General features: G+C 53.1%; 16 protein-coding genes. 3 read left to right on the top strand and 13 right to left on the bottom strand.

Annotated elements, in window-relative coordinates:
- Positions 1-197 precede the first annotated feature (197 nt).
- The 3 genes from CJP46_RS05105 to CJP46_RS05095 all read right to left on the bottom strand — a co-directional run bounded on the left by CJP46_RS05105 (position 198) and on the right by CJP46_RS05095 (position 8,688).
- Positions 198-6,449: an S-layer homology domain-containing protein gene (locus CJP46_RS05105; RefSeq protein ID WP_179281035.1), complete on the bottom strand. Its 6,252-nt coding sequence runs from the start codon at positions 6,447-6,449 to the stop codon at positions 198-200.
- A 277-nt stretch (positions 6,450-6,726) separates the two neighbouring features.
- Complete coding sequence (locus CJP46_RS05100) at positions 6,727-7,785, bottom strand: Gfo/Idh/MocA family protein (protein WP_094594485.1); 1,059 nt, start codon at positions 7,783-7,785, stop codon at positions 6,727-6,729.
- Positions 7,786-7,797: 12 nt separating this feature from the next.
- Positions 7,798-8,688 (bottom strand): sugar phosphate isomerase/epimerase family protein, encoded by an 891-nt coding sequence (locus tag CJP46_RS05095; RefSeq protein ID WP_094594484.1) that lies wholly within the window; start codon positions 8,686-8,688, stop codon positions 7,798-7,800.
- Between the two features lie 121 nt (positions 8,689-8,809).
- Here CJP46_RS05095 and CJP46_RS05090 point away from each other — a divergent pair, with 121 nt between their 5' ends.
- On the top strand, positions 8,810-9,697 hold the full coding sequence (locus tag CJP46_RS05090) for a helix-turn-helix transcriptional regulator (protein ID WP_094594483.1): 888 nt from the start codon (positions 8,810-8,812) through the stop codon (positions 9,695-9,697).
- Positions 9,698-9,856: 159 nt separating this feature from the next.
- Here the strand turns inward: CJP46_RS05090 and CJP46_RS05085 are convergent, their stop codons facing one another.
- The 5 genes from CJP46_RS05085 to CJP46_RS05065 form a co-directional block, all read right to left on the bottom strand.
- Positions 9,857-9,970, bottom strand: a complete 114-nt coding sequence (locus tag CJP46_RS05085) for a sporulation protein YjcZ (RefSeq protein WP_094594482.1) — start codon at positions 9,968-9,970, stop codon at positions 9,857-9,859.
- Between the two features lie 114 nt (positions 9,971-10,084).
- On the bottom strand, positions 10,085-10,810 hold the full coding sequence (locus tag CJP46_RS05080) for a ThuA domain-containing protein (RefSeq protein ID WP_094594481.1): 726 nt from the start codon (positions 10,808-10,810) through the stop codon (positions 10,085-10,087).
- 51 nt (positions 10,811-10,861) lie between these two features.
- Complete coding sequence (locus tag CJP46_RS05075; protein ID WP_094594480.1) at positions 10,862-12,466, bottom strand: extracellular solute-binding protein; 1,605 nt, start codon at positions 12,464-12,466, stop codon at positions 10,862-10,864.
- 40 nt (positions 12,467-12,506) lie between these two features.
- Positions 12,507-13,424, bottom strand: coding sequence for a carbohydrate ABC transporter permease (locus tag CJP46_RS05070; protein WP_256992190.1), 918 nt, complete (start codon positions 13,422-13,424; stop codon positions 12,507-12,509).
- A 16-nt stretch (positions 13,425-13,440) separates the two neighbouring features.
- Complete coding sequence (locus CJP46_RS05065; RefSeq protein WP_094594479.1) at positions 13,441-14,364, bottom strand: ABC transporter permease; 924 nt, start codon at positions 14,362-14,364, stop codon at positions 13,441-13,443.
- 280 nt (positions 14,365-14,644) lie between these two features.
- On the opposite strand from CJP46_RS05065, the gene CJP46_RS05060 reads away from it, so the two are divergent.
- Both CJP46_RS05060 and CJP46_RS05055 read left to right on the top strand, forming a co-directional pair.
- Positions 14,645-16,369, top strand: a complete 1,725-nt coding sequence (locus tag CJP46_RS05060; RefSeq protein WP_094594478.1) for a cache domain-containing sensor histidine kinase — start codon at positions 14,645-14,647, stop codon at positions 16,367-16,369.
- Between the two features lie 14 nt (positions 16,370-16,383).
- Positions 16,384-17,988: a response regulator transcription factor gene (locus CJP46_RS05055; RefSeq protein WP_094594477.1), complete on the top strand. Its 1,605-nt coding sequence runs from the start codon at positions 16,384-16,386 to the stop codon at positions 17,986-17,988.
- Positions 17,989-18,005: 17 nt separating this feature from the next.
- Here the strand turns inward: CJP46_RS05055 and CJP46_RS05050 are convergent, their stop codons facing one another.
- The 5 genes from CJP46_RS05050 to CJP46_RS05025 form a co-directional block, all read right to left on the bottom strand.
- Positions 18,006-18,335: a hypothetical protein gene (locus CJP46_RS05050; protein WP_094594476.1), complete on the bottom strand. Its 330-nt coding sequence runs from the start codon at positions 18,333-18,335 to the stop codon at positions 18,006-18,008.
- A gap of 270 nt (positions 18,336-18,605) precedes the next feature.
- Positions 18,606-19,187, bottom strand: coding sequence for a restriction endonuclease (locus CJP46_RS05040; protein ID WP_256992189.1), 582 nt, complete (start codon positions 19,185-19,187; stop codon positions 18,606-18,608).
- Positions 19,188-19,364: 177 nt separating this feature from the next.
- Positions 19,365-20,270 carry an RNA polymerase sigma factor RpoD gene (rpoD, locus tag CJP46_RS05035; RefSeq protein ID WP_373557971.1) on the bottom strand — a complete coding sequence of 302 codons (906 nt, stop codon included), beginning with the start codon at positions 20,268-20,270 and terminating at the stop codon, positions 19,365-19,367.
- A gap of 392 nt (positions 20,271-20,662) precedes the next feature.
- Positions 20,663-21,616 (bottom strand): LacI family DNA-binding transcriptional regulator, encoded by a 954-nt coding sequence (locus CJP46_RS05030; protein WP_094594473.1) that lies wholly within the window; start codon positions 21,614-21,616, stop codon positions 20,663-20,665.
- Between the two features lie 91 nt (positions 21,617-21,707).
- Complete coding sequence (locus tag CJP46_RS05025) at positions 21,708-22,385, bottom strand: VOC family protein (protein ID WP_094594472.1); 678 nt, start codon at positions 22,383-22,385, stop codon at positions 21,708-21,710.

Here is a 22,385-nt window from a genome sequence, read left to right as displayed (position 1 = left end):
TCTTACTGTCTTTCGTTGAACACTGATTGCAAACGGCCCAGGCTCTTAACATGTTCACACACGTGCTACTCTGATTATAGAACGCACGTTCGCCGGATTCAAGACCGGAAACGCACGCAAGCCGGCGCCAAAAACTCTGGCGCCGGCTTGCGGCTGGCTGGAGGCTGAACCGCCGCCTTCCGCCTCGGGTATAAGTGCTATTTTTGCGCGATGAGCGTGTACATCATCTTCGCCGTCTCCGCACGGGTGACCTGCCCCTGCGGATCGAACTCGCCGCTGCCTTTGCCGTTCATCAGTCCGAGCTGACCGGCTTCCGTAACGGCCTGCTTAGCCCAACCTGACACGTTTTGCATATCGGCAAAGCTGCTGGACGCAGCCGATTCGCCGCTCCAGTTCATCGTTTTGGCCAGCTTCACCAATATGGATGCAGCCTCCTCGCGGCTGATCGGATCCTGCGGTCTGAACTTGCCGCCGCTTCCTTGGATGAGTCCGAGTTTTGCGGCCTCAGCCACCGCGCCGGCGTAATAGCTGCTCACCGGAACGTCCGTAAAGGTCGAACCTTCCGAAGCTTGTGGGTCCGTGCCCATAACTCGCATGGCCAGCGTGAGGAAATCCGCACGGCTGACGTTCAGCTTAGGCCCGTACCGGTTCTCGTCGAGTCCGTTGACCAGGTGTTTGGCCGCCAGCTTGCCGATGTATTCGTCCGCCCAGGAGCCGTTCACATCCGCAAAGCTTTTGTGATACTCAAGTACAGCGTACGGACCAAGATGGTCCGCGGTAAAGCTCACGGTGCCGCCGCTGAAGTGACCGCCGAGATATTTAGGCTGGCCGCTGCCCAGTTCATAAACCCCAGCGTAATCGGTATCCAGTTTCTGCAGCTGCTCAGGGGTGAGTTTACCCTCGACCGTAATGGGTCCGCTCAGATTCTGAATCTCGGATTCCGACTGCCCGTTGACCTTGGCCAGACTGAGAGTGTACACCGGGCCGGCAAGACTGTAGTCGGATTGGGAGCCGATCGCATCCCTGACAGCCTGGTTGGCTGTGCTGTTCATCGTCGCATCCAAACGCAGAACCAGCTGCTGGGCAACAGACAGCGAACCTGGCCACGATGCCGCTGGCACCGTAACGGTCATATCCGGTCCAGTTACGATCAGAGACAGACCGTTTTCTTTGGCCTTGGCCACGCTGGCTGCAGGCAGGGACAGGGAAGCCGCCTGTTGTCCTTGTCCAGTCGTTCCGTCGAGCGTGATGACGATTTTTCCATTCGTGCTTTCGGTCATCGCTTGGTCCAATGCTTTCGCGTCGGCCTGATAGCTTCCGTTCGTGCCCGGCTTCAGTACCACGGTTCCCTTATTGCCGCCCGTTCCCGGAACAGAAGGCGTTTCAGGCGAAGTGGCATTTCCGTTGCCCGGTTGTGACGGGGCTGTTCCGCCGCCATTCCCGCCGCTGTTGCCACCGTTGTTGCCTCCATTGTTTCCACCGTTGTTGCCTCCGTTACCCCCGCCAGGATTTCCGGAATTGTTTTTCCCGGTATAGAAGCCCCAAATATCGGAGAGCGTGCTGCCGCTGTGAGCGTCTTCCGCTTTCACGTACCACTGCTGGTAGCTGTTCGCGGGCAGTCCGTTCCATGCGACAGATGCCCGAGACCCGCTGGCCACATCTTGGCTGCTTCCGATTTCGCTATCGGTGTACACTTTGACGCTGATGTAATCCGTCGCAACCTGCTTGGTTTTCGGCTGGAGATCCAGGTCCAGGTCAAACTCGTCCTTGCCCGGATTTTCCTGTGGATCATAGTAGTTATAATCGTTCAAATATGGCGAATACGTTTTGATGTGAAGTTTGTTGTTCTTCATATCGAACTGCATGAGACGGATGTAACCCAGCCCGCCTTCAGGCGCTCCCTGGTAATCCGCAAGCATCTGATAGACGTTACGGTCAGGTACGCCGTCGCCGTTATCGTCGAGCTCATCCACCTTCAGCTCCGCGTCGTGATAATGCCCGGACAGCGCGGCGATGACGTTCTTGTTCGGCTTCACGACTTTTTCGAAAATTTGGTCCGCAATCGGCGCACGGTTATTCGATACGAGCATGTACTCATGCAAGCACAGGATCGCTTTACGTTCCGGATACTTGGAAACCACTTCGTTCATCCATTCGATTTCTTCGTCCCCGAGACCCCAACCCATGTAGACGATGATAAAGTCGTTTCCGTTTGAGGACACCAGATCGTAATGACCGCGGTTGTTATCATAAGAGCCGGCAAACGTCGAGTTGTTCTTGAACCGGTCCTCCCCGAAATACTCCTTGAACTTCGTATAATCGTTGTCCTGATGGCCTACGTCGTGGTTACCAGCCAATACGCCGTAAGGAATGCCGGCATTCTCCAGCACCTTCATGTCCTTGTCGGCTTCGACCCACTGATACTCTTCATAGGATTTGTCGACGACGTCGCCCGTGTGTATGACGTATTGAATATTCATTTTTTCCTTCTGGGCAGCGATCCAGTTGACGATATCCTGATAGATCTTCGGATAGCTTTGCGAATAGTACTGGGTGTCGGACATCCAGACGAACGAGAAGTCGTAAGGATCTTCCTGCTCCGGCGAAGGTTTGGTGCCTGCTCCAGCACCCTCCGCCGCCGCGGCGATTTCGTCCTGAATCATGACGTCGATCGCTTGGCCGGACGCATAATCTCCCGCCTGCACGGTCGCGTTCAGTTCAAAATTCCCGGTTCCCGCGATCACATGGTCGAGCTGGATCCATTTGCCCTGCGCGGGGCTCCAGGCGTACAGGCTGACCTTGCGGCCTTCGAGCGATTTTCCTTTCCAGTGGATATCCACGCGGTCCGTCGCTTTCACGGTAGGATCAAGCTTCACTTCGAATCGTTGGTAAGGAAACTTGTCCACCGATTCGTTTTCCAAATATTTGCCGTCTTCCGCACTGATTTTGGCGTAGTCTCCCGGGTTCATTTGCGTTTCGCCGGTAGGAGCCATTTCCTTCGGAGGCTCGGACACTGAAGCGTTCAAGTACCCGGTAAAGTCCTCCGTCCGGTTGCCATCGTATTTATACCCTTTGTAAAAGAGCACGTTCATCGGGTCCTGGTTCGGGTCCTGCACCTTTACGGTCAGATTTGCGCTGCTTCCAAGGTTCGTCTGCCCTTGCTGCGGGCTGATCAGCTCCGGTGCCAGCGGGTTCTCATCGGGAACCGTGAATTTCACTGTCTTCGTGCTTTCATTGCCCGCAGTGTCCACTGCATGAATGGTCAGCGTATGCTCGCCGCCTTTCAGCGATCCGGACGAAGTTTGATAAGGCAGCTTGATGCTCTGATCGTCCAGCTTCACATCGACCTTGTCCACCCCAGCGAAGGCATCCTTAATTTCGGCATCCAGCGTAAACTCACCGCGATATTCCTTGCCGTCTTCGATAGATGGGTTGATCTCCGGAGGCGTGTTGTCCACGATAACGGTTGACTTATATTTATCGGTTCCGTTCGTCACCGTAATTTCGTGCGGTCCGTCTTCCGCTTCCAGCGTATTCCAGGCGTATGCCTTGGACTTCAGCTGGTCGGCGGTCAGGTTAAACTTGAACCCAACGGACTCGTTCTTCCCGGCGGAATCCCCCATTTTGATCACTTGATCCTTCAAGGCATAGGCCGGATCCCAAATTTCGGTTCCGTCCGCCAGCACGAGCCTTACGTTTTTGATCTCAAAATCGTCCTTGTTCTCTTCCGGGCGGTCGTCGAACGGGCCCGTTTTCGAACCGGCGCGCACATAAATGATGTTGTCCTCGTCAGCCTTGAGACGATCGGCGCTGATCGGGAACGAAAGCGTCGTATACGTTGTGATCGGGTCCAGGAACGTATACAGGATCGACTTGTCTCCGAGGCTAGCTGGTCCCATCGTCACTGCATTTTTGAAATAGTAGTCGACATTGACCGCATCGAAAACAAAGTAAGCGTCATGCTCCAGTTGAGTGAACGTGCTTCCATCCGCAACCGGTTCGCCGTCAATGCTCAGCTCCAGGCTGCCTGACCCAAGGGCTTCGGCCGTGCCTTTAATGGTGCTTGTCCCCTTGATGACCTGCTGATCCTTCACGTTCAGCCGCAGCGGAGAAGAGTCCGGTCCGCCCGTAACGTCTACTTTGACCACGTCGGATTTCGTTTCGTTCACGCCATCTGACGCGGCAAAATAATACTCGATGTATTTTCGGCCGATTAATTCGGCAGAGGACAGCTTGTAGTGGTACATCGTATCGTTGAAGTCCTCGGACAGGTTATGCGATGTATACTCGCTCTGCTTGTCGGAGCGCACGTATACCTGAACGGAACGGACTTCCTTGTCGTCCTGCGCGTCGGCGATCAGCCCAAGGCTCTTGGACTGATCGATTTCCCGTACCTTGGTGACGTCTTCGATCGTCGGAGCATTGGTATCCTCTTCCTGATGAACCGGCTCGCTTGGAATTTGAGAGGCCGCGGCCGATCCCGGGGATGCCGCTTGGGTTCCGGTGCTTGCCTTGATCATGGTTGTGCTGCCGTTCTGCGGGTATGCGTAATGCAGCCCCATGTTTTCCTTGGTTTCGTCCCCTTTGGTGCCGTTTTCGTACAAGGTATCCGCGTCATAATATGCCGCAGAAATTTCCTTGCCTGTATTCGTTTTAATGACAATCGCTCGGCGTCCGGAATTGGACATCCCGTCGCTTTGAATCATAAACAGGTTTTCGTTTTCCACCAGAGTCGTTTTGTAGAAATCGTTGAATTGTTCCGCCGTGTAAGACTGGTTGGCGCTGTTTTTGATCCAGAAAACGACCGTTCCCTTGGATGGGATCACAAAGTCTTCCTTCGTCGATGGCCATACGACATCACCGGCCGTCCCTTTATCCGGGTAGCGGTAATACAGCTTATAGTTTTTAAAAGATACCGGCTGGTCCGTATTGTTGTACACTTCAATCGCTTCATACGCGTCGGTTGACGTTCCACTCACGTTCGTGGTGTTTGGAACCAGCTCCGTGACCAGCAGCGGAGGTGCCTTGGCCGGGTCAAATTCAGGCAGGTTCACCTTGGCGGAGTATTTTTTCTCCGTCTGGTTGGCTGCGATTCGATAATCGATTTGGGACTCGACCAGCGCCGCGGCCGGAATGGTCGCCTTATAGTCGCCCGTACCCTGGGCGTCCGCCATCGGGATCACCGTGTATCTCGCTTGGCCAGGCGTTTTGTAGAGCAGCTGCACAGGGGCCGGAGAGCCGTCGCTGTTCTTGCCTGGATTCTCGACATGGGCCTGAATCTCGAGATCCTGCACTTCGACGGAAGTTGGCGGCGTATGAGTGATGACCGTCTCGCTTCCTTCCGGCACCTCAACTGGAACGAGCTGCGCGGAATCAACCGTTCCCGGTGTCGCCGGGGTTTGTCCGGAAGCAGGCATTACCGCCATTTGCACGCTGCCTTCCGCAGGGTGCTGAAACAGGATACCCTGATTCATCTTAACGTGCTGGGCTTCATAAGATGCCGTCACGATGATGCTGCCCGTGCTGTCCTTAATGGACAGTGTTCTGCCTGCGGTGTTGGCCATGCCACCCCCGCCGTTGATCCGGAACAGGTTCTGGCCATCCACCAGATGGCTGCCGTAATTCCCATTAAACGCTTCCTCGGTCTCATCTTTGTTGCTAGCGTTCATAATCCAGAATACTGCCGGGCTGTGCGCGGGAATGATCATATCCCCGCCATTGACCGGCGTCCAGTTGTCCTTATTATTGTAAAAGAAAGAATAGTCCTTGAAATTGATGTCCTGGTCCGTATTGTTATAAACTTCGACATATTCGTAAGCATCTGCTGAAACACCGTCCACGTTGGCTGTATCCGGAACCATCTCGGTAATCAGCAGCGGGAGTCCGGCTGCAGCAATGTTCGCCACCCCATCCTGCCCGGTGCCTGGTTCTGTTTCGCCGCCCTTTATAGGCGCGCTGTAGGCTGCTGTCTTCAGCACTAAGGACTGCCCGTCCAGCAGCGAAATCGAATAATTCAGCATGGAGCCGTGCAGCGCCTCTGCCGGAATGATTGCGTCGTATGTATCCTGCTTGCCTTCAGCCTGTACGAAAGGTACCGATGCTTCGGCGTTCCCGTCCACCGCATACTTCACGACGCCTGACCAAGAGGCCGCGGCTGTTCCTGTAATGACGACGCTCACCGTGAAATCCTGAGCGGCCAAAATTTCAGCTGGAGCCTGATGATCGATCTGCAGCGTATTCTGCGCCTCCTGGCTCTCCAGTGATGTCCCCTTGTTCGTACTGTTGTCCGCTGCCGGGACGGCGGGATCATTTGCCGGCTCCGCCGTAACGACAGGCGCCGTTTGATCGCCCAGGCCGTCGGCGTAGCTGACGGGTGCCGCCGCACTGATCAGCATACTGCCGAGCATAACGGCGGACATGCTGCGCTGCAGCTTACTTGTCCTCTTCAATGGGTAAGTCTCTCCTTCACTCATGAAATGTTGTCTGCATCCTGATGTCTGCATATTTCAGTGTAGTGAGCATTTGTTTACAGCATGTCAATGGAATGTTAAGGGATCGTTAACCCCATTAATTTTTCAGTCCGGTAAAGCAATAAACGATGCACCTAACCCCGCAGCATAACAAAAAAAGGACTGCGGCCTAAGCCGACAGTCCTTTGCTGTAGTCACGATAGCGATGAAATTGATGTTGACAATCCATAACCCTTGATAGGTTGGAATCAAAGAATCAAGCCTCGACGGGTGCACCGGCTTCCATCACTTCCCGGATCTGCACCTTGCTGCCCGTCTTGGCGCTTTCCAGCGCGGCCAGCACCATGGCCATGCTGTAAATGTTGTCGCTGCAGTCCGTTTCCGGCTTGCGCCCTGCCTCAAGCGCCGCGAACATTTCATCCAGGCAGCCATGATGAAAGGTGTTGCGCATAGGATCGAGCACTCCCGGCACGCGCGTATATTCGCGGATAAATTTGCCGTCCTGATCCTCTTCGGACACGACTTCGGCATAAGGCTCACCGTGCCCGTCCCAAACGGCCGTGCCCTTATCTCCTGTGACGCGCCAGGAGGCCTCCCAGGATGTCGGCATCCCCTCGGCGCACCAGGAGCCGCGGTAATTGAAAACCGTGCCGTCGGACATCTCAAAAATACAGATGGCCATCGCATTCCCCGCATACCAGGAGCCCGGTGGATTGAATTCGTGGCAGTATACCGAGACCGGATTGGCTCCCGTGATGAGGCGGGCCTGATCAAATGTATGGATCGCCATGTCCAGAAGCAGCGGGCTGGCCATCGCTTCGCGGAAACCGCCGAAATGGGCGCCGATAAAAAAGTCCGCGCCGACAAATCCCATGCGCCCGATAGCACCTTCGGCAATCAGCTTGCGGTAAGCACGGATGCGCGGGTCGTACCGCCGGTTCTGCATTACGGCATGCGTGCGCCCGGTCCGCTCCGCGATCCGGACTATATCGAGGCAGTCCTCCATCGTTTCAGCCAGCGGCTTCTCCGCAAGCACGTCGCAGCCCAGCTCCAGAGCTGTCGCGCTCACTCCATGATGGCTTGAAGGAATGGTCACGTCAAAAACCAGATTCGCTCCCGAAGCTTGAATCGCTTCCTTCACATCCGTAAATACCGGGCAATTCAGCGACTTGCGCTCAGCCAGCGCAAGCGCCGCTTCCTTTTTAATATCCACCAATCCGACGATCTCGGTATCTTCCCGGCCGACTGCATAATCGACCCAGGTATTCGCCATGCCGCCGCATCCCGCGACGACGACTTTATACTTCACAGTCATCTGCTTCTCCCCCTACGCCGGATTCGGGACGAAATTCCCGCCCCGGCAGCGTTTTAAATAATTCAATGCGTGAACCTGGCCCGTCATCTCCAGTTCTCCCTTGTAAACCGGATCATGCCAGCCCTCGATGTCAATCGTTCCTTGATATCCGTTCTGCCGCAAAATGGTGATAATATCCGACCAGTTGCTGTCCCCGAATCCAGGCGTCCGGTGCCAGACGAACGGCTGATTACCGTGAACGCCATGCTCCCTGACGACATCCCATGCGATCGTAGCGTCTTTCCCATGCACGTGGAATACTTTCGGGGCCCATTTGCGCAGCTGCGGTATCGGATCGATGAGGCTGACCATTTGATGACACGGCTCCCATTCCAGCCCGAGATTGTCCGCCGGCACAGCATTGAACATCATTTCCCACGCAGCCGGACTATGAGCGATATTCCAGTCCCCGGTCCGCCACGTGCCGTCCATATCGCAGTTTTCAAAAGCCAGCTTGACGTCTTGATCCGCCGCCCGCCGCGCCAGCTCTCCGAATACCTCTGTAAATTTCGGGATGGATTCGTCAATCGGACGTCCCGTCAAACGGCCCGTGAAACCGGATACAATTTTGGTGCCGAATAAATGGGCATGATCGATCAGCCGTTCCCACGTCGCCAGCGTATCCGCATTATTGCCTTCCCCCGTCAAGGGATTGCCGAACACGCTGATGGCGGATATGACAAAATCATGCTCATCCGCCAGCTCCCTCATTCGTGCAGCAAGCTCCTTAAGATCGGTATTGCCCGAGGTTTGCCAGAAGGTCAGATTAAACGATTCAAAGCCGTGCTTGACGATCTGCGGGATCACCCGGACCGCGTCAGCGCCGCCGACCAGCGTTCCGATTCGCATGATGTTGGTTTCCATTATTGTGATCACTCCTATATTGACATATAGTATTCGTAACACCACCATTATAGCGGGGAGATACGCCGTTTTCTCTAACCGATCTTGTGGAATACTAGTCTGATTTTGAGGGGGTGTAGACATGACTTATCCCAGGGACCTATGGGAAAATACCGCGCTGGAAAATACGGCTTATCCGTTTCAGCTATTTCAGAACCGCTGTACAGCCGCCCGCGCCGGTCACTGCATTTTGTACCTGCATTGGCATGAGCATTTTGAACTGCTCATCATGAAGCGCGGCAGCGCCGTTATCCATATCGACAGCCGTCCATACGCGGCAGCTGAAGGGGATGTCCTCATCATTCCCGGCGGGAGCCTTCACGTAGGCTACTCCCTCGTCGAAGGCGACGTCCATTATGACTGCATTGTCGTCAATGCTTCCCTGTTCAATGACTGGCTTCATGACCCCATACATATTCAATACGTCGCCCCCTATCTGGAAGGCAGGCTTCGATTCCCTGTCAAAATAAACCGCCTTGACGAAAGGCACCCCGGATATTCGGCCCACTTGGAGGAGATCATCCGGGAACTTAGCTCCAAGCCTCCGGCTTACCAGTTGACGGTGAAATCCAGGCTGCACCTCTTCTTGGCGTTAATGGCCAGAGAGAACAAGCCGAGCACGGTCGAAGCAGAGCCGCACAACGCTTATTTTCCGAACCGGGAGAGTTTTAAGCAGCTGATCCGGCATATCGAATCGAACTTTTCGGATAAAATGACCGTCGAACAGGCGGCCAGGCAGGTCAGCCTAAATCCGTATTATTTCTGTAAGCTGTTCAAGCGGTTGACGGGACGCACCTTTATTGAATACGTCAATATCTGTAAGGTGAAGGAAGCACGCCGTCTTTTGACCGAAACCAACGATTCCGTGACGGAAATCGCTTCCCGTGTAGGCCTCGAAAATCCGAATTATTTTACGAAGCTATATAAAAAGTACATGGGAACTACGCCCACCTATGAAAGGAAGCTTTAAAAGGGGCTGGGCCCTGGTGCCAAGACTCGAATGGATACAGGTTATTCAGGCGTGACCCGCCTGCAAATTTACGTAATGATGATTATGTAAACCCCTTGGGAAGCAGGCGGCAAGGCAACATGTTAAAGGGCTTAGCCGATGGCTAAGCCCTTTGAGAGATTAATAGATAAATGCCCGGGTGATAATGACCAGGAGAATGAACAGAACGAGAATGGCAGCTACGCTGTTTCCCCACAAGCCGCCGCCGTATCCAACACCAGCTACTTCACTCATGAGCGAGTCCCTCCTTCGCATCGGAATACATCACATTCTATGATCCGATCCTGTGAGAGGAGCGGGCTAAGAGGAAGGCAGCGGCCAATATGTGCTGTTGTAATGCAGGGCTCTTTAACCCTTAACCTGTATAGGCTCCAGCGGCTGCCGGTTACCGTAGACCGGAGCCGCCGCTCCACTGGGGGCAGCCCATTGAACGGCGTTCGTAATGACCCGCTGAATTTCCTCGTTATGATAAGTCGGATAGGTTTCATGACCTGGCCGGAAGTAGAAGATTTTGCCCCGTCCCCGGTAGAACACGGCTCCGCTACGGAATACTTCACCGCCCTCGAACCAGGACACAAACACCAGCTCATCGGGTGCCGGGATGTTAAAGTGCTCCCCGTACATCTCCTCTTTCGGCAGCTCGATATACTCGCCAAGACCGGCGGCAATGGGATGAGCCGGGTTAATGACCCAAATCCGTTCTTTGTCGTCGGCCTCACGCCATTTGAGCTGTCCGGTCGGCGTACCGAGCAGCCGGCCGAATATTTTGGAGGCATGGCCGGAGTGAAGCACGATCAGGCCCATTCCGTCGATGATCCGGCGGTAAACTTTGTCCACCACCGAATCCTGAACTTCGTGGTGCGCAAGGTGGCCCCACCAGACAAGTACGTCCGTCTGCGCAAGCACCTCATCGGTTAATCCGTGCTCCGGTTCATCCAGTGTCGCCGTTGCGGCTGCAATGCCGGCTTTCTCCAGAAATCCGGCAATCGTGCCATGGATCCCCTCCGGATAAATTTCGCGTACGGCAGCATGGCGCTGCTCATGACGGAATTCATTCCAGACCGTAACTTTCATCGTTCAGCACTCCTTCGGAAGCCGATGCCGATGGTCTGGATTCGTCCGGCGCTATTTTACGCTGTTGTAACGCTCGTAGGCATCCGTCCGGATGGTCACCAGCCGTTCCAGACCCATCTCACTCAGCTTTTTAATGTAAGCGTCCCACTGCTCGTCGATACCGCCTTTCGTAATCCACTGTGCGCGGTTCGTCCGGACATACGTATCGATATCGGTCGTGAGCGTCGGCAGCTCCTGAAATTCCTCGGCGGTGTACATGACATTCGGGAACGGGGTCGTAACGTAGTCCTTGCCCAGCTTGTCGATGGTCAGCTTGAGGCCGTCCCCGTTGCTCGGGTCAAGGATAATATTTTTCTCAAAGCTTGGGCTCACGTATTTCGGGCCAAAATCACGGACGGAGGAGTCCCAATACCACGCGTCCGCACTGGTGCCTGCCGGCGGGTTCATCAGGGCATAGGTGCCGTCATCATTTTTCTTGATTACCGTGTCAATGGCGCCCCAGAAATTCTGGATGCTGGCTTCGTTGGTATAGAACTGGTCCGCCCAGCGTGCCGCCGCTTCCGGATATTTGCACGTCGTCGTAATCAGCAGCTCGTTGCGCCGGTAGCTTAGTCCGCTCGGATCGCCCACTTGATAACGCTTACCATCCGGTCCGGATATCGTCGGGATCGTTACATATTCGTCCTTCCATTTGCCGAAAACCGCATCCGGCGTCCACTGATGGGTAAAGCCGACCAGCGAGACGTCCGGATTTTGCTGTTTGGCCGTCAGCATCGTATTATCCTGGGTAAACAGTTCCTGGTCGATCAGCCCTTCCGCGAACAGCTGATGCGCCCATTTGATCGCTTCCTTATATTCTTCGGACGTTGGATAATACACCGGTTTGCCGTCTTTGACCATCATGCCGGTACCGTTCAGGTCCGTGATTCCGAATGGATTGAGCAGGTCCATGCTGATGTCGCCGGAGCCGCTGTACGGAATTTCGTCCTTTTTGCCGTTTCCGTTCGGATCGTTCTCTTTAAAAGCCTTCAGGACTTGATGCAGCTCATCGATCGTCTGGGGAACCTGCAGCCCAAGGCGATCGAGCCAGGTTTTGTTGATGACCGGCTGATTTTGCGTCACCGGACGGGACGGCAGCCTTGCGGGCAGGGAGTACATCTTTCCGTCCGGGAAGGTGCTGAGCTTCTTCAGCTCTGGCGATTCCTCCATGGCCGCTTTCAAATTCGGCATATATTTGTCGATATCATCATCCAGCGGCCGAAAAAGGCTCAAATTATTCACGATATCCGAGTCGGAGAAAGCGATGTCTCCAAAGACGATATCCGGCAGCGTACCGCTGGCCAGCATAATCGATTTCTGCTCGCCCCAATCGTTGGAGGACATGACCTGCCAGTTGATCTTGATATTTGTTTCTTTTTCCAAATTTTGCAGCCAGGTGTTCTTCGTGAATGTGTCGCCCATGTTACCCCACCGGACGGTCAGCACGTTCAGCGTGATCGGCTCCTTCACGATCGGAAGGCCCGTTTGGTTGAAGCTGTCGCTGCTCTCGGCGGTGGTACCGCCGGAATCACCGCCGCTGCATGCCGTCAGACCGACCAAAAGCGTCGACACCAGCCCCAAGGAAACCAACAGTTTACCGGCTCTATTTTTTCCCATCCCAGAAATCCCCCTAATATTTATTAAATGGCTTTGCCGTTTATTCCTTGACCGCTCCGATCATCACCCCTTGATTGAAGTACTTCTGCACGAACGGGTACAGGCACATAATCGGGAGGGTCGACACGATAATGACCGAATACCGCATCATATTTGCCAGCCGCAGCGCGATATTGGCCGCTTCCCCGCTGCCGAGATTCGACTGCATTTGGTTGGTGATCAGGATGTTCCTCAAAATTAACTGCAGCGGATACAAATTGGGATTCTTCAAATAAATCAAGGCGTTAAAATAGGAGTTCCAGTAGCCGACGGCGATCCACAAAGCGAGCACGGAGATGACCGCCTTGGACAGCGGCAGCACGACCAGGACATAATAGCGCAGGTTGCCGCAGCCATCGATCTGGGCCGCCTCCCACAGATCCCCCGGAATACTCGTCTGGAAAAAGGTCCGCGCAACGATAATGTCGTACACGACGACCGAGAATGGCAGCACCATTACCAGAAAGGTATTGTACATGTGAAAATCCCGAATCGTCAGAAAGGTCGGAATCAAACCACCGCTAAAAAACATCGTGAAAATAAAAAACAGGGAAATCGCTTTGCGGCCGACCAGGTCTTTCCTGGACAGGGCGTAGGCGGCCGATACATTCACGATCAGCCCGATCGCCGTGCCGACGACCGTGTAGAGAATGGTATTGCGGTACCCGATCCAGATGTTTTCATGCTTCAGCAGCTCCTTGTATCCATCGAGCGTAAAGCCTCGCGGAAACAGCCATACTTGACCGTTGCCTACGGCTGAGGGGTCGCTGAAGGAGGCAATCACAATAAAATACAGCGGATAGATGAGAATGATCAGCAGCAGCACTGCGACAATGTAGAGCAGGACTTCCAGAATGCGGTCGGAAGACCGGCTGCCGCCCCTTCCGGTTGCGGTGCTTGCCGCCTGTATGACTTCCACAGGGTTGTTCCCTCCTTTACCACAGACTGTTGCTGCTGAGCTTTTTGGAAATCTGGTTTACGAGAATCAGCAGCACGAAGTTGATCAGCGTATTAAACAGGTTGATGGCCGATGAGAAGCTGTACTGGCTGCTGAGCAGACCGATTTTGTACACGTACGTGGAAATGACTTCGCTGGAAGAGATGTTCAAATTGTTCTGCATCAGATACACTTTCTCAAAACCGACGCCCAGCAGCCCGCCCATCCGCAAAATAAACAGGGTAACGGCCGTCGGAATCAGCATCGGAATATCGATGTAACGAATTTTCTGCCAGCGGCTGGCCCCGTCCACGGTCGCCGCTTCATAGAGGCTCGGATCCACGGCCGACAGCGCCGCAATGTAGATGATGCTGTCCCACCCCGCATGCTGCCACACGTCCGACCAGACGTACACGCTGCTGAACATCCCGGCCGATCCCATGATGTTTGGGGCTTCCGCACCGAACAGCCGGTAAATGCTGCCGATCAGCCCGGTTCCCGGGGATAACAAGATCAGCATCAAGCCGACCATGACGACGGTTGAGATAAAATGAGGCATGTACGTCACGGTCTGAAAAAACCTTTTAAACCGGTTCGCCCGCATCTGATTGACCATCAAGGCCAGAACGATCGGAATCGGGAACGTCACGATGCTGTACAGGCTGATGATCAGCGTATTTTTGATCGTGACCGTAAATTGGTAGGAATGAAAAAATTTCTCGAAATATTTCATCCCTGCCCAGGGACTTTCCATAATGCCAAGCGCCGGACTGTAATCCTTGAACGCGATGAGGACGCCGTACATCGGCTTGTAGGAGAACAGCAGCAGCAGTACCGCCGCCGGCAGCAGCAGCACATACAACCCCCAATTTCTCTCAATTCTTCCCCAGGTTCGCCGAACGCCGGATATCTCTGATTTCAACGCAGGTCCCCCCCTCTCTCCTTTCTTTTCGGAACAAGACTCATTATAAATGGACTTGGAGGGCTAAATCGGACCTCTTGCCGCCGTTATCCGGACCCCCGGGCACAGCATTGCCCGTCCGGACAGCCGCGCTGACCGTCCGATCCGGACGTAAGGATGTCACTTTCCGGACTTTTGGACCCGATGAGGCGTATTTTGCATTTTGTTACAGTCCAGGGTTTTATATAATGGGAAATAAAGCGCATTCAAAATCAGGAGGAGGCGGCGAAGCAGAAATTTCATGCGGCTAATCATCCACCGTACCGGTAAACCTTATCCGGTCAAACATTACGTGAACATGCTGATTGTCATTTTATTTACGGCGCTGGTTCTCGATTTTATGATCAGCTATGCTTCGATCTCGATCGTTAAACAGCAGTCCGGCCGAAGCCTGCGGGACACCGCCGATCTGTACATCAACCGGATCAACCATGATTTTGCCTACATCAATCATTACATGGGCTGGTCGCTGGCCAATGACCAAATCATTGAGACGATGGATGAGAACGCTACCGATTCGGCCGAATTTCTGAAGTCCAATACCCAGCTCCATCAGCGCTTTACCGAGCTTCAGAAAAACTACGGTCAGGCTTACCATTTTTTCATCTATCTGAAGAACAAAGAATTTTTTCTGAACTGTGCTCCGTTAAGCATCGGTTATCCCGATTACACGGAACTGAAGCGGCAGATCATTGCCTTCGCCGAGGACAAAAACGTATACGATAAGTTTTATTCCCACTGGACGCCGATCCTTGTCGAGAATAAATATTATATTCTCAATATCGTCCCTTACCATGACCGGTATTTGATCTGCCTGATCTCCGCAGACGAGCTCATCCGCCCGCTGCAAAATATCGACATGGGGAAGAACGGCGCCGTCTCCCTCGTCGATGAACAGGGAAGAAATATTTCCACGCCGATCCGCGTGGACGAGACACGGGAGCTGGAGGCCGCCAGGCCTTCCCCCTTCGGCCTCGCCTACTCCCGGGCGGCCGTGACCAGCCGGTTTTCCGACGCCTCATTCAGCGTTCAAATGATCGCCAAATACGGTACTTTTGAGAAAATTATGATCGCCCAGCTGGTCATTATTCTGCTGGCGCTGATGATCGCCATCGTGCTCTGTTTGGTGATGCTCTATTTCAACAAACGGGTACTGCGGCCGATCCAGCGCTTCTCGGATACGCTCGCCACGTGGAACGACGAAAGTGGCCCATTGGATTTTAAAAACAGCAAGATCATCGAACTGGAGCAGGCGAGCCAGCAGTTCAAGCATCTGATTGAGCAAATCCGCCGTTTCAAGATCGATATGTATGAGCAGGAGCTGGAGAAGCAGCGGATCCAGCTGGATTACATGAAGCTGCAGATCAACCCGCACTTTTTTCTCAACTGTCTGACGAGCATGTACAGTATGGCCCAAATGCAAATGTACGGGGAAATCGAGCAGATGGCCATGTCTACGTCCAAATACTTCCGGTACATATTTCAGAATGGGCATAATTTTGTGCGGCTGCAGGATGAAATCGATCATGTCCGCATTTATTTGGATATCCAGCGGCACCGGTACAGGGACGCGTTTGCCTATCATATTTCCCAAGATGCGGGAACCGAAGATATCTGCATTCCACCGCTCGTGCTGCAGACCTTCATTGAAAATGCTGTAAAATACGCCGTCTCGCGAGTCACCGAGGCGAGCATTACGCTATCGGTCAGCAGGGGGACGGATCCGGAGCTTGCCCTGATCACGATATCGGACTCGGGTCCGGGTTTTCCCCCGGACATTTTGGAGCAGCTCAAACATCAGGAGCCGCTGAACGCAGAGAACGGCAACCGGATCGGTATTATGAACACGATACAACGGCTTGCGCTGCTCTACAAGGGCCAGGCAGACGTTTCCTTCTCCAACCTTGAGGGAGGAGGTGCGGTGGTAACCATAACCATTCCGGCAGCACCGCCGGAAGCCATCTAATAAGGAGGAATCGCATGAACGTCCTGCTGGTGGATGACGATTATTTTGTCGTAACTGCGCTCGAAAGCAAAATCGACTGGAAAGCACTCGCCATCGAGCAAATTCATACCGCTTATAATGTTTCCCAGGCGAAGGAAATATTGCAGCAGCACCCCGTGGACATTCTCATTTGCGATATCGAAATGCCGCAGGGCAGCGGGCTGGAGCTGCTCGCCTGGATCCGGGAAGAGCGCTACCGGGTGCAGGCTATATTCCTGACGAATTATGCGGACTTCAACTACGCCCAGAAAGCGATTGAGCTGCAGAGCTTCGATTATTTTCTGAAACCGATCGAGTTTGACAAATTGGCTTTGATTATCCGCAAGGCGGCAAACAAAGCGAGCGAAGAACAATCGATTGAGGAGGCGGCTCGTGAGGGACTGCTGTGGAAAAAAAACCAGAACCGTCTGCTGGAGCTGTTCTGGCGCAAACTGATCACGGGCAAAAGCTTTCCTTCGGAACCCCAGGCCATTCAGCGCGTCATCGAGGAGCAGCATTTGACTTACCGGCTGTCAGACCGGTTTATGCCCCTGCTCATCAAAGTGTTTCCGTATGACGGGAGCCTTGGCAAAGACGACAAAGACCTGTTTGATTACGCCCTGCTCAACGTGCTGAACGAGCTGCTGCGGAATCCCTTGTACAAGGTCGAAACGATATTGGAATACATGGAGAATCATTGGATCGTCATTTTACAATGGAGCGCAGAACCCGCAGCCGATCACATCGAAGGCACTTGCGCCTCCCTCATCTCCAAAGCCAACCGGTTCCTGAAGTGCGATGTATACTGTCATTTGGGACTCACGGCGAGCTTAGCGGCGGTACACCCCATGATCCGGCAGCTGATCCATGTCAACGAAGAAATGATCAATAGCCGCAATCAAATTTTCCATCTCGATCAACGCCCGGTTGACGAAGCGGTCTACGTCCCGCCCAACCTTGGGCTGCTGGAAACCCTGCTGAGCGAGGGGGATGCGTCCGCATTTTGCGCGGAGACGCGCCGGTACCTGCATGAATTGACGAAGCACCAGACACTGAACGTATCCGCACTCCGTCTGTTCCGGCTTGATTTGATGCAGATGGTGTACTCTTTTCTAAAACAGCGGGAAATCCAGGCCCATAAGCTGTATGCCGGCAGTACGAATGATCAACTGTTTATGCTGTCGCTCCAATCGATCGAGGATATGGAACTGTATATCGCCTATCTGGTCGATACCGCACTCGCGTACCGGAAATTTGCGGAAAAGCCCAACTCGGTCGTGGAGGAAATCAAACTTTATATCGGCAAGCATGTCGGGGATGATCTGACGCGAAACAGCCTGGCTGAAACCGTCTATCTGAACCCGGATTATCTGGCGCGTTTGTTTAAAAAGGAAACCGGCGTGCCGTTAGGCAACTATATCATCGAGACCCGCATTCAGATGGCAAAGCACTGGCTCACTACGACGCAAATGCCCGTTCACATGGTCGCCGGAAAGGTAGGTTATGCCAATGATTCGTATTTTTCCAGGCTGTTCAAGCAGGAATGCGGCTTGACGCCTTACGAATATCGGCACCGGCAGCAAAAAGACCGCCTGGGATAGGCGGTCCCGGTTTCGATTTATTCATTTCGACCGATGGTATTCAGTCCGGCGATCATAGAAGAAACATGCTGCCGGGTATCCGCGGTGCCGCAGTCATAGATCATCTGGTAAATCTGCTTCAGACATTCATCGTAGCTGTCATTCGGATGATCATGATGGTAAGGAATGCCGGGTGCGGGGGTACGGATCATGGCATCGATGTCGGACTCCTCCATTTTGTCAAAAAGATCTCTTAGCCTGACGATCTGTTCGTCCGTTGCTTCGACTTCCAGTTCATAAGGGGCTTGACCCTGATCCGGGAAAATGCTTTTTGCCTGAACAGAGATATAATATTTTTTCTTATCCATATCAATATCCCCTGCCCCAATTATAATATAACCCCAATAGAACCGCTCCTAAGATCATGATAAAGGGAGCTAACCAATACAGAATAATAATCGGATTGGAACGCATCGGATGATTCAGGACTTTTTCGCTCGCATCGGAGTTGTAAATTTTGTTTTGCTGTTTACGCATAATAACGATGGACATAATCCCTCCAATGATGAGGGCAGCTATTCCCAATATTAACAAAAAGCCTAACATTCCTTTTCACCTCGCCAATAGTTCTGTTGAGATTATTCTTTCAACAGGATCTCGTAATTATTCTGTTCCATTGAAACTTCGGTTTCGGATCCCCCTACCCACACCTCTACCAGTCTGTCTCCATTGTACAGCTCGATGTTCAGTTCATCGGCATATTGGTAAGCGCTTGCCGTAAAATCCCCGGTCGTCGCCACATATCCGCCTACGGCACCGCGCTTCACCATCTGGGAATGGACCACGGCAATGGGCCTGTAATCCACCGGATCCCGGTCGTCGGCACAGACAGCCAGTCCCAGGTACAAGCCATGATCGGTGTGCTCCTCAATATCGATTCCGTAATTGCGCGATGCGCGGGTAACATAGGTTCGTCCTCCCCTTACGGTTTCCATCATTTCGGCGACAAACGCCTCAAACTCCAGGGACCTGTCCTCTTGATCCTCACCCTGTTCCTTTTTATATCGATGATATAAGCCGATCCTTAGCGTTTCTTTCATTTCATCATGGGTTGTCAGCGCATCGATCGCACTGGATCTGTAACGCATCAACAGCCCTTTCTGCCGAAGATAAAGCAGCAGCCAGCAGACGTTGGTCACGATTAATATGCTGATGATCACAATCTTCCAACCTCCTTCTATGAAAATCAGTGTATCCAGCGCCGATCGTTTTCAGACCTTCACGCCGCAACGAACGAGAAAAGCTGCCTGCGGTTGGCACCTGCAGACAGCTTTAAAATGAATAGGATGACTATTTAATTGAACGAAAATAGAAATGAATTCGCCAGGGTCTATCCTTTACTCGATGTAATCCTTCAAACGTTTGCTCCGGCTCGGGTGTCTCAGTTTCCGCAGCGCCTTCGCCTCAATCTGGCGAATCCGCTCCCGAGTTACGCCGAATACTTTGCCGACTTCCTCCAGCGTGCGCGTCCGGCCGTCTTCGAGGCCGAAACGCAGACGGAGCACGTTCTCTTCCCGCTCTGTCAGCGTGTCCAGCACATCGCCCAGCTGCTCTTTCAGGAAGGTGAACGCCGCAGAGTCAACCGGCGCCGGGGCATCATGATCCTCAATGAAGTCTCCCAGCTTGGAATCATGTTCGTCCCCAATCGGCGTTTCGAGCGAAACCGGGTCTTGGGAAATTTTCATAATTTCACGGACCTTCTCCACGCTGAGTTCCATAGCTGCGGCGATTTCCTCTACTTCGGGTTCGCGTCCCAGCTCCTGAACCAGCTGCCGCGATACGCGAGCCAGCTTGTTAATGGTTTCAATCATATGGACCGGAATCCGGATCGTTCTTCCTTGATCGGCAATGGCCCGCGTAATCGCCTGTCTGATCCACCAAGTGGCGTAAGTGCTGAACTTAAAGCCTTTCGTATAGTCGAATTTATCTACGGCTTTGATCAACCCCATGTTGCCCTCCTGGATCAAATCCAAAAGTTGCATGCCGCGGCCCGCATATCTCCGCGCAATGCTGACAACCAAGCGCAAGTTCGCCTCAACCATAATTTTCTTGGCTTCCTCGTCCCCTTCGACCACGCGCTTGGCCAGATTGATTTCCTCTTCTGTGCTCAGCAGGCCGACACGGCCAATTCCCTTCAAGTACATACGCACAGAATCATCGTTCTTCATGCCCGTCGGCAGCATCTCGACGTCAGCGAACGAATGATCTTGCTCTTGTCCTTTCGATTCGGCTGGATTTCCCATCACTTCATCGCGTTCACGCTCTTCCATCATCCTGTACGTTCCTCCCCCTGAAAATAATCTCTCTGTATCGCTTGATACGGCTTTCTGAGGTCTAAAAAATATTGACAATCACCAATCGTTGTGATACGATAAATGATAATAATGTGAATAATTTTGGAGTACACATTATAATATCATATACGCAACTACATTTCAATATGTTTCATAGAATTTAGGATTTTGGATGAAATTACATAATAAAGACCCTTTGGAGTAGCTTCGATGTTCTCCTTCGGGTCTTTTTTGGTTTTCAGCTGTGCTGAACATTCTATAATTGCAAATCGCAAGAAAAACTTCCGCTAAACGCGGTCTGTCTTCTTTGAGATACATCGATAGACGTTTTACTTATGGATTTATCCGGAAGAGGACCGGTATATGATCCGGTACGGGATTCGCACCTTTCCTCTGGGCTCACGGGTCACGAGCCCAAAAGCTTCTTCCCCTACCCGGAAGAGCTGATGGTCTACGGTGGTGAGCTGAAGGACTTGGCCAATCGGTTGATTTTCCTGTCCGACGATCACGATGTCATCCGGTATCCGCAGTCCGGCAGAGAGCACGTATTGATGGATCCCGGCCGCCACCTCGTCCCCGTTGGCATATACGGCGGTCGGACGCTCTTTTCCCTCGACAATCTGACAGGCTGCCTCTATTCCATCCACCATCGTCGTGCATCCCTCAATGCAGCGCCCTGGCGGTATTTCCCCAAAAACGTCCCGGTAAGCCTGCATCGTCAGCCGGGTGCTGATGCTCGCATCCCCTCTTGCCGTCGTGAATGCAACATCGGCATGTCCATTGTTTTTTAGGAAACGGAACACCTCGAGTGTCGCGGCGTACCGATCAATGTAGGCGCAGCCGATTTCCTCGAATTCCGTATATTCGCAGGCTACAATATGTCCATATCCCGTAAAGGGGATAATGGACGGCCAATCGTTAGCACGGGATGTGATAATCATGCCGTCGAGCAGTTTATTTTTCAGCATAGTCAAATACTCAATCTCTTTCCCCGGATCATACCGGGTTGGAAGCACCGTCACCGTGTAATCTTCCTCTACCGATCTGTTCAATACGCCGCTAAGCATCCGGTCGAAAGCCGGGTTGTTGTTGTACGGGATGATCACACCGATGTTGCGGGTACGGCCACGGATCAAATCGACCGCATTGCGGTTTGGCGTGTAATCCAGTTCGTCGATGGCTCGCTGCACGGCGGCTCTTTTCTCATCGGAAACATACGGATGCTGGTTGAGAACCCGGGACACCGTGGATACCGAGACACCGGCTCGTCTGGCGATTTCGTGAATGTTGGCCATAACTCCCTGCCTTTTGACTTTGTCTATTAGAATTGTTCCTTATTATATCACGACGTCCCCGGACTTCACCCCGCAGAAAAGTGCCGGTTAATTATCGAGACTGAATATCGTACTGGTCTGCCTGCAGCAAAAGTTGCCCGCTGCTTTGTGCCTTCATAACAACCCGCGCCCCGCTCACAACCGGTGCCCTCCCATCCGGAAACCAGGGCCGATTGCGGTTCACTACAATCAACAGGCCTTCAGCGTCGCCCATGGCAGCAAATTGCCGTCCGTCACCGCTCCACATGGAAAGTCCCAGCGTCGCTTGGATCCGTTCCACCGCGGCGGCCACCTCATCAACAGGGAGCCCAATTTCACTGATCCGCAGCAGCTGGCTGCTTGTGAAAACTCCATTTGCGTCGTTATCAAAGGAATGATGGGCAATGAATTCAATCAGATTCTCATCGGGATCGTAAAAATACAGGGCATCGGCATTCCAGTTATCAAAATGGAATTGATCCCCGTCTTCATTGCGGAACAGCGTAATTCCACGCTGAGCGACCCATTCTTTCGCACCGCCAAGCTGATTGGTCGGTATCGTAAAGGCGATATGATACATTGAATTTTCGCCTGGCGTTGCCGCCTGTTTCAGAATAAGCTGACTTTCACCCGCTTGGAATGTGACCCTGTCCGCCTGTCCCCCGGCCAATGGAAGTCCGAGCTTCTCGCCGTAAAACTGCTTCATCTCTGCAAAATTCTGCGTATTAATCGTGAGTTCATGAATTTTCAT

Origin of the sequence: Paenibacillus sp. XY044 (assembly GCF_002257645.1) — a bacterium.
Taxonomy (GTDB): Bacteria; Bacillota; Bacilli; order Paenibacillales; family Paenibacillaceae; genus Paenibacillus_AQ.
The sequence above is the reverse complement of the archived record's forward strand: the minus strand, read 5'-3'. Positions and strand labels throughout refer to the sequence as shown.

Bases quoted from the DNA above. Each gene is read 5' to 3' on its own strand.
- CJP46_RS05055 (WP_094594477.1), top strand. From the start codon at position 16,384: ATGAACGTCCTGCTGGTGGATGACGATTATTTTGTCGTAACTGCGCTC.
- CJP46_RS05095 (WP_094594484.1), bottom strand. From the start codon at position 8,688: ATGGAAACCAACATCATGCGAATCGGAACGCTGGTCGGCGGCGCTGAC.
- CJP46_RS05100 (WP_094594485.1), bottom strand. From the start codon at position 7,785: ATGACTGTGAAGTATAAAGTCGTCGTCGCGGGATGCGGCGGCATGGCG.
- rpoD (WP_373557971.1), bottom strand. From the start codon at position 20,270: ATGGGAAATCCAGCCGAATCGAAAGGACAAGAGCAAGATCATTCGTTC.
- CJP46_RS05060 (WP_094594478.1), top strand. From the start codon at position 14,645: ATGCGGCTAATCATCCACCGTACCGGTAAACCTTATCCGGTCAAACAT.
- CJP46_RS05030 (WP_094594473.1), bottom strand. From the start codon at position 21,616: ATGGCCAACATTCACGAAATCGCCAGACGAGCCGGTGTCTCGGTATCC.
- CJP46_RS05085 (WP_094594482.1), bottom strand. From the start codon at position 9,970: ATGAGTGAAGTAGCTGGTGTTGGATACGGCGGCGGCTTGTGGGGAAAC.
- CJP46_RS05025 (WP_094594472.1), bottom strand. From the start codon at position 22,385: ATGAAAATTCATGAACTCACGATTAATACGCAGAATTTTGCAGAGATG.
- CJP46_RS05075 (WP_094594480.1), bottom strand. From the start codon at position 12,466: ATGGGAAAAAATAGAGCCGGTAAACTGTTGGTTTCCTTGGGGCTGGTG.
- CJP46_RS05080 (WP_094594481.1), bottom strand. From the start codon at position 10,810: ATGAAAGTTACGGTCTGGAATGAATTCCGTCATGAGCAGCGCCATGCT.
- CJP46_RS05050 (WP_094594476.1), bottom strand. From the start codon at position 18,335: ATGGATAAGAAAAAATATTATATCTCTGTTCAGGCAAAAAGCATTTTC.
- CJP46_RS05090 (WP_094594483.1), top strand. From the start codon at position 8,810: ATGACTTATCCCAGGGACCTATGGGAAAATACCGCGCTGGAAAATACG.